At 59.7% G+C, this 7,307-nt stretch carries 7 protein-coding genes; all 7 read right to left on the minus strand.

Annotated elements, in window-relative coordinates:
• Positions 1-930: 930 nt before the first annotated feature.
• Positions 931-1,704 (minus strand): SDR family NAD(P)-dependent oxidoreductase, encoded by a 774-nt coding sequence (locus AC1DZQ_RS21690; RefSeq protein ID WP_476952659.1) that lies wholly within the window; start codon positions 1,702-1,704, stop codon positions 931-933.
• 194 nt (positions 1,705-1,898) lie between these two features.
• Positions 1,899-2,042, minus strand: coding sequence for a hypothetical protein (locus AC1DZQ_RS21695; protein ID WP_476952660.1), 144 nt, complete (start codon positions 2,040-2,042; stop codon positions 1,899-1,901).
• 407 nt (positions 2,043-2,449) lie between these two features.
• Positions 2,450-3,661: a serine hydrolase domain-containing protein gene (locus tag AC1DZQ_RS21700; protein ID WP_476965437.1), complete on the minus strand. Its 1,212-nt coding sequence runs from the start codon at positions 3,659-3,661 to the stop codon at positions 2,450-2,452.
• A gap of 2 nt (positions 3,662-3,663) precedes the next feature.
• Entirely contained in the window at positions 3,664-4,488 is an 825-nt protein-coding gene (locus tag AC1DZQ_RS21705; protein WP_476945608.1) for an ABC transporter ATP-binding protein, read from the minus strand.
• Complete coding sequence (locus tag AC1DZQ_RS21710) at positions 4,485-5,435, minus strand: ABC transporter ATP-binding protein (RefSeq protein ID WP_476952661.1); 951 nt, start codon at positions 5,433-5,435, stop codon at positions 4,485-4,487. Before AC1DZQ_RS21710 ends, AC1DZQ_RS21705 begins: the two co-directional genes overlap by 4 nt.
• Positions 5,432-6,346: an ABC transporter permease gene (locus AC1DZQ_RS21715; RefSeq protein ID WP_476945610.1), complete on the minus strand. Its 915-nt coding sequence runs from the start codon at positions 6,344-6,346 to the stop codon at positions 5,432-5,434. The genes AC1DZQ_RS21710 and AC1DZQ_RS21715 overlap by 4 nt, the downstream gene beginning before the upstream one ends.
• A partial coding sequence (locus AC1DZQ_RS21720; RefSeq protein ID WP_476965438.1) for an ABC transporter permease occupies positions 6,343-7,307 on the minus strand: 965 nt, incomplete at its 5' end. The genes AC1DZQ_RS21720 and AC1DZQ_RS21715, both read right to left, overlap by 4 nt.

The raw sequence follows: 7,307 nt of genomic DNA on the forward strand, positions 1-7,307 counted from the left end.
GGAGGAGAAGCACCGCCAGGTCGCGAACTACGGCTTCGATGGAAGCCCTACGGCTTGCATGCTTCGCGCCGGCGGGCTTTTCGTGGCGTGCTGGTACCGGTGTTTGTTCGCCGGTTGGCTGAGGAATCCGGCCTACATCGGTATGGATGGGGTAGTAAAAGATGAGGTCGGTGCTCCGTCGACGGAATAGGATCTCGGGTGGCAGCGTGGGCTCCAAATGTTCTGGGCCGTCGTGGCAGTGTTGGACCGCACACGGGTACATCACGCCCAAGAGGGCCACGCTGTATTCCTGGGCACGATAGTGCTGCGCCGGCCAGTGGGTCGTGGAGACGTAGCTTGCGCCACTGCGCAATGCTCCCTTCCTGGCAAAGGCCCTCATTGTGTTCCTTTCTGACATCACGATTGTTCAGCTGTCCCTGACCGTGGGTTGACATGGCGAGTGGAGCGAACAGGCTTTGGGAAATCTCTTCGGATGCCTTGGAGTTCCAATGCCGGCGGGCTCGTCCTCATTTTTCACCCGTTTGGCCCCGTCACCTCGCAGCTCCGGCGTCCGTGCCCAAGACGGCGCTGCTGGCGGCATGGTTCCTCATACGGTCCGCCAGCACTTTGCTCTGGAACGTCAGAGTTCTTTGAGAACCGTTGCCAGCCGCGCGTGCCCTACCTCAATCCTTTCTGGGGTTTGCGATTCGCAGCAAAGTCGAAGTGCATTGCCGAAACTTCCGGAAACCGAGAAGGCGCGACCCGGGATGAAGGCTACGCCTTGGCACCTGCAACCTCGAACGGTTTTGAAGTGTCAATCGCGTTGTTGAAGGTGACCCATAGGAAGAAGCTGCCCTCTGGACTGGTCCACGTGGCTAGTGCGGTCGGCCCAGGGAATGTTAATGGCGGAGACTCAAGGCGTTGACATGTCATCCTCTTTTCTTGTGGCGGCTATTGCGCTGTGTATCCGCCGTCTATGGGCAACGAGGTGCCGGTGATGTAGGAGGCTTCATCCGAGGCCAGATATGCCACGGCTCCGGCCACGTCGCTTGGAAGTGCAAGCCGTTTAAGGGGGATTTGGTCAACAACCCTTGCTTCGGCCGCTGCTGGATCTGCATGCGTTTCCAGCCACTCGTCGTACAGCGGTGTCTTTGTCATGCCTGGGGCAACGGCGTTTACTCGGATGTTGTAGGGGGATAGGTCCACGGCTGCAGCCTTCGTCAGCGCCAGCATTGCTCCCTTGCTGGCGCTGTAAATCCCCATGGTGGGCACTCCGATTGAGGCCAAACGTGAAGTGATGTTGATGATCGATCCGCCAGTGTCCTGCATGGTTCGGGCGGCCGCTTGCAGAAGGCGGATGGCAGCGAAAGTGTTGACTTCGAAGACTTCTCGGATCTCCTTGTCGGGAACTAACAGAAGGTCTCCCGTGTGATCGACCGCGGCGTTGTTGACCAGCACGTCGAGTCGACCAAAGCGTGAAACTGCTGCGGAGGTGAGGGCATTGCCTGATTCTTCGTCTTTGATGTCCGTGGAATAGAAGTGCAGATGGGAACCGAGTGCCGCTTCAAGTCGTTGCCCTCGCTCGATTGACCGCCCGGTTGCTAGCACCTGGGCACCTTCGGCTACCAGTCTGCGGGCGATTGTTTCCCCGATACCGGAAGTAGCGCCTGTAACCAACGCGACTTTGCCCGCGAGACGGGCGTTGGAAGTTGATTGCGATAGCACTTTGAATCCTCTCGTAGGCACATTTCTTGCGTGCCAGATGTCTTCGCCTCCGCTTTCCAAACATTCCCTATCGTTTGGTGCTCTACCGGGGTACAGGTTTTGATTCCTTAGATGCGAGGGCCGCAGTTGACTGCTACGAGTACGCGCGCACTGTCGACTGTGTTTGGAGTGGGCAGGCTGGTCCCTACTCACCGTCAGGAGGAGGCCGTGTTTGTATCGCTGCGGGCAATTTCCAGTGCCTGGTCGGCCAGTGTCAGGTGTTCGGGAGGAATGGCCGCCACCAGGGCGCCGAAGTTGTCTGCGTTGCGCCCGTCCTCGGGGACAAAGACGCGTACCACTTTGGTTTCGCCTACCTGCTGCCCAGGTTTCGCTGGAACCCGAGGCCACGTCCGGTGAGAATAACCACTCCTTTATTACACGGTGCCGATAAGGGCCCATATGTCGGGGAAAGGGGGAGGACCGCTAGGAGTGTCAGGTTGCGTCTGAGCCTTTGTGGTTCGTTGTCAGGAGAAGGAATCGAACCCTGAAGTACAGGGGCAGGCAACCAGCAGAGTGGGAAACCGGGATTTGCAGCAGTCGGTTTGGCTCTGTGATGGGCAGCGGAAGGCCGGCAATTGGGTGCACAGCCACCGGGCGGCGGTTTGCTTCGGCGTCAGATTCGGATTACCCGTGGAGGTGATTTTTTTCCTTTGACCTTTATTTAGTGGGGATTGCTGAGGACCTGCGCTCCGAGGGGTCGCCTCAATCAGCTGGTGTATTCCAGGATGCTGATCAATTGCCTGAAGCCGGCGGCGTGTGCCCGGCTGAGTTCGAGTGCAACCGGTTGCGGATAAGAGGAGAACTTCGCTATTACCGTGTCGCTGACGGGGTCAATCCAAATGAATTGGCCGTGGATGCCTGCAGCGTAGACCGTGCCTCGGCTATCTCCGGGGACCCACCATTGGTTCCGGTAGGAGCCGTTGGGGTGGACTTGCTGGTAGGCGGTTCCTCTGGCCAGTTGTGGGTCTCCGCCCCGCATCGTGTCGTTGATCCACCATGATGGGACGACCTGTTGCCCGTTGGCTTTCCCCTCGTCCAGCATGAGCTGTCCGATTTTGGCCAAGTCTCGTGCGGTGCAAGCGATTCCTCCGTTCGCAAATGCGAAACCACCGGAATCGGTGGTAATCAGTGCATCATCGAGTGTCCCAAGCTGGGACCACAGTTCGTCGGAGACGACTTCGGCGTATCGCTTTCCGCTGACGTTCTCGATGATCCATGCCAGCACGTCTGTACCGGCTGAGCAGTACTGGAATGATCGGCCGTGTTCTCCGGCAGCTTTGAGGAGCGTGAGGAATTCGTAAGTGTCTTCTGGGTCTGTTTCGAGCTTGGGGCGCCAGCCGGCGATCCTATCCTGCTGCTGGACTTCAGCGGCCGCATCCAGGTAGTTCTCGCTGTAGCGGACTGCGGCGGTCATGTCGAGTACTTGGCGGACCGTCGCGTTCCCGTAGGCGCTTCCCTTCAGCGGCGGGACGTAGTGGTGGACAAGCTGTTGCGGGTCTATGAGTCCCCGGCCCACCAAAATACCCATGGTAAGCGCGCAGACGGATTTGGAAACAGACATCAGGACGTGCCGGTCGTGCGGCTGGAAAGAGCCAAAATAGCGTTCCAGGACCAGTTTCCCGTGTTGAAGTACGACGATGGCATCTGTGTGCGTGGATTCCAGGAACTCCTCAACGCTGTGCCGCCTCTCCGCGTGTTCCGGTGTGGCTGACTCACTTCCAGTGGAGGGCCCGGATGCTCTGCCTCGACGGATCGTTGCGGTAGTGATGAGCTCACTGATGTGAACGAAGCCCCAGCGATTGAATGGGCTTTCCTGCCAGTTTTCCAGGGTGACGTGCTCATTGAAGTCCTGGCCGGCATAGCGGTCAACCTTGCCGGGGCTGGTCAGAAGGGAACCATTTGCTGTTGTCTCTAGCATGTTTAGTCGCTGCCTTGCGTGGTAAGGGTGGGGAGGGCGTGGGAGTCTGCCAATTCGGGCCGGGCGCGCCCTGGGGCTGCCTCGAGGAGTCTGCGGGTGTAGTCGTGCTGTGGATCGGTGAAGATCCGTTCGGCTGGTCCACTTTCTACGATCTTTCCGGTCTTCATGACAGCCACCTCATCGCTGAGATAGCGGACGACGTCCAGGTCGTGGGAGATGAGCAGATATGTGAGCCCTTTTTGTTGCTGCAGGTCCTGGAGCAGGTTCAGAATCTGGGCCTGGACGGAAACATCAAGGGCGCTGGTGGGTTCGTCCAGGATCAGGAGACGGGGCGAGGTGGCCAGGGCGCGTGCTATGCCGACGCGTTGGCACTGTCCTCCGGAGAGCTGGTGCGGGAGCCGATGGGCGTGCCCGGCTCCCAGCCCGACCTCGTCCAGCAGATTGTTTATTCTTGTTTGGAGGGCCTGCCCTTTCAGGGCAGTGTGGGCCAGAAGTGGCTCTGCCACTGAAGCGCCGATAGTCATACGTGGATTCAATGATGCCACTGGATTCTGAAGTACTATTCCCATCCGGGAACGGATGGTCCGCAGTGCCTTGGGTCCGAGTTTGCCGAGGTCATGTCCTTCAAATATGGCTCGCCCGGATGTTGGGCGCATCAGCTGCATGGCGCAGCGGGCGAGGGTACTTTTGCCGGAGCCGGATTCTCCGACAAGGCCGTAGACCGTACCTTCCTTGATGCTAAGGGAGACGTCGTCGACTGCGGTGAAGACTCGTCTGTGGTGCGGGAACGTTTTGACGATTTTTTCGAGGGTGAGAACGTTGGTCATAGTTCGCCTTCCTGGAGGCAGGCGACTGCCTGGTGTGGCCCGGTCTCGGTGAGCAGCGGGTCGGTGAGCGAGCAGTCGGTGACTGCATGTGAGCAACGGTTTCTGAAGGCGCACCCGGTGAGGGATAGGAGGTTTCCCGGCACTGTTCCAGAAATAGCGTTCAGTCGCTGGCCGTGGGTTCGCCCTGCTGGGAGGGCGCCGAGGAGGCCGCGGGTATATGGGTGGCGTGGATTGTTCATGACCGCTTCCACAGGTCCGGTTTCGATCACCCTGCCTGCGTAAAGGACCGCCACCCGGTCACAGACATCGCGGATGATGCCAAGGTTGTGGCTGATGAGCAGCACACCGAACCCAAACTTGTGTCGGAGTTCGTCAATGAGGACCAAAATTTGCCGGGCAACAGTAACGTCAAGAGCCGTTGTGGGCTCATCCAGGATCAAAAGCCGGGGCTGGCGTAGCAGAGCCATGGCAATCATGGCCCGCTGCAGCATCCCGCCGGACAATTGGTGCGGATAGCTGCGGTAGACCCGTTCAGGGTCCGGAAGGCCGACCAGGCTTAGATGACGTATGATTTCAGCTTTGCCTTCGGCCCTCGAGATCTGCCGGTGCCGGGCCAGGACATCGCTGAGTTGGCGGCCAAGCGTGAAGACGGGGTTGAAGGCAGTTCCAGGGTTCTGGAATACGATGGCCACCGAGCCACCTGGTTCTGACGAGTCCTGTAAGGGATCGTTGCCGATGGTCACTTGCCCCGTGCGCCGTGCACCGCGTGGAAGGATCCCCAAGGCTGCGAGTCCTGTCAGGGACTTGCCGCACCCCGTTTCCCCCACCAGGCCGAGGATTTCACCAGCGGAAACATCGAGGTCGATCCCGCGGACGGGGCGGTTGGTAAGCTTTCCCCGGTCGGTGAATTCGACGTTGAGGTCGCGGATGCTAAGAACATGTGTCATCGCTTTACCTGCCTGGGGTCAAGGAGGTCGCGCAGCGAATCTCCGAGGAGGTTGAATCCCAGGACGGCCAGAAAGATGGCCAGCCCCGGAAAGGTGGCTATCCACCAGGAACTGAATATGAGCCCGCGCCCTTCGGCGACCATCAGGCCCCAGTCGGGCAGGGGCGGCTGAGTTCCAAGACCGATAAATGCCAGGGACCCGGCGGCCAGGATCACAGTGCCGATGTCGACGGTAGCTTGGACGAGGATGGGCGTCATGCAGTTGCGAAGTACATGGCGGCTGATGATGAGCAGCTGCGGAATGCCCATGGCGCGGGCTGCTTCGACATAGGAGCGTTCCCGAAGGGATTTTGCTTCCGCTCGTACAAGGCGCGCATACCAGGGCCACCAGCTGATGGCCAAGGCGATGCCGGCGTTGGTCAGGCTGGGCCCAAGGATCGCAACGGTCACCATGGCCAGGAGCAGAGGCGGGAAAGCCTGGAAGATCTCGGTCACACGCATCAAGGCTTCGTCGAGCCAGCCACCGCGATATCCGGCGACAGCGCCGAGGGGAATGCCGATGAGGGCCGCAGCCGCGACAACGACGGCAGAGATGGTCAGCGCCGGGTTCGCGCCCATGATGATGCGGCTGAGAACGTCACGACCGAGCTGATCGGTGCCGAGCCAGTTCAACGCGTTGGGAGCGAGGTTTCGGGCAGAGGCATTGGTCGCCCCCATGCCCTGATCAGGGAAAGGTGCCAGCCATTGCCCAAAAACAGCAAGGATTACAACAAGGACTATGATCATCGCGCCAACAGCGGCCAAACGGTCACGGCCCAGGGTCTGTTTAAGTAGTTTGATCGGTTTAAGGGTGGCCTGTTCTCCGGCCGGCCCGGAACCGGTCGGGGCGGAGATTTGGGTCGTGGGGCTCATGACATGCTCACTCTGGGGTCGATTCGGGATTGCAGGATGTCCACCAGAAGGTTGGCCAGCAGGTATGCTGTGGCGCCCATGAGCGTAATTGCAATGATGGCTGGGTAGTCCACTGCAAGCATGGAAGATGTAGCGAACTGCCCAATTCCTGGCCAGTTGAAGACAGCTTCGACGAAGAATGTTCCGGTCAGGGCGTAGGCGGCAGCCATTCCGGCAATAGACAGGACTGGTGGCAGAGCATTTTTCAGGGCCAGGCGCCAACGGATGGCGGTGTCCCTCAGACCGTAGGCCCTGGCGGTGAAGATGTAATCCTGGTTCATGACATCGAGCATGGCGGCCCTGGTCATTCGTGCAACGAGTCCGAGAGGATATGCGGCCAAGGTGAGGGCCGGCAGTATCACGTGCTGCAAACCATCGGTGAAGGCCACGCCGTTGCCGGTGATCATGCTGTCTAACAGGGGAAGCCCGGTCACGTGAGAGATGGGGTTGGAGTATTTGATGGAGTTGCTGAATTGCCCAGTGGCCGGAAGTATGCCCAGCCCCCCAACGAACAACAGTTGAAGGAGCAGTCCGAGCCAGAAGGCGGGCACGGAAATCCCTCCGATGGAGAGGAAACGGATTGCTCCGTCGATGAATCCGCCAGGACGGCGGGAGGCAACCACGCCCAAGATGACCCCTGCCGAAACAGCGAGAACCATGGCAAACCCGATGAGTTCCAATGTGGCTGGGAGGCGGGTGAACAGCTCATCCAACACGGGGCGTTTTGTGGCAAGAGACTGGCCCCAGTCCCCGGTGATCAGCTTTGCGACGTAGTCGAAGTACTGTTCGAGGATCGGACGGTTAAAGCCGAGGTGCTCCCGGACCCTGTCCAGCTCGGCTGGGGGCGCCTTCGGGCCGGCGTAGATGACGGCCGGGTCGCTGGGAACGATGCGGGCAAGGATGAAGACGATCGCGGTAAGCA

Source organism: Arthrobacter sp. P1_C12_2 (assembly GCF_056406415.1).

What these genes read in the sequence shown, in the direction of transcription:
- AC1DZQ_RS21700 (WP_476965437.1), bottom strand. Translation starts at nt 3,661, where the DNA reads ATGCTAGAGACAACAGCAAATGGTTCCCTTCTGACCAGCCCCGGCAAG.
- AC1DZQ_RS21705 (WP_476945608.1), bottom strand. Translation starts at nt 4,488, where the DNA reads ATGACCAACGTTCTCACCCTCGAAAAAATCGTCAAAACGTTCCCGCAC.
- AC1DZQ_RS21710 (WP_476952661.1), bottom strand. Translation starts at nt 5,435, where the DNA reads ATGACACATGTTCTTAGCATCCGCGACCTCAACGTCGAATTCACCGAC.
- AC1DZQ_RS21715 (WP_476945610.1), bottom strand. Translation starts at nt 6,346, where the DNA reads ATGAGCCCCACGACCCAAATCTCCGCCCCGACCGGTTCCGGGCCGGCC.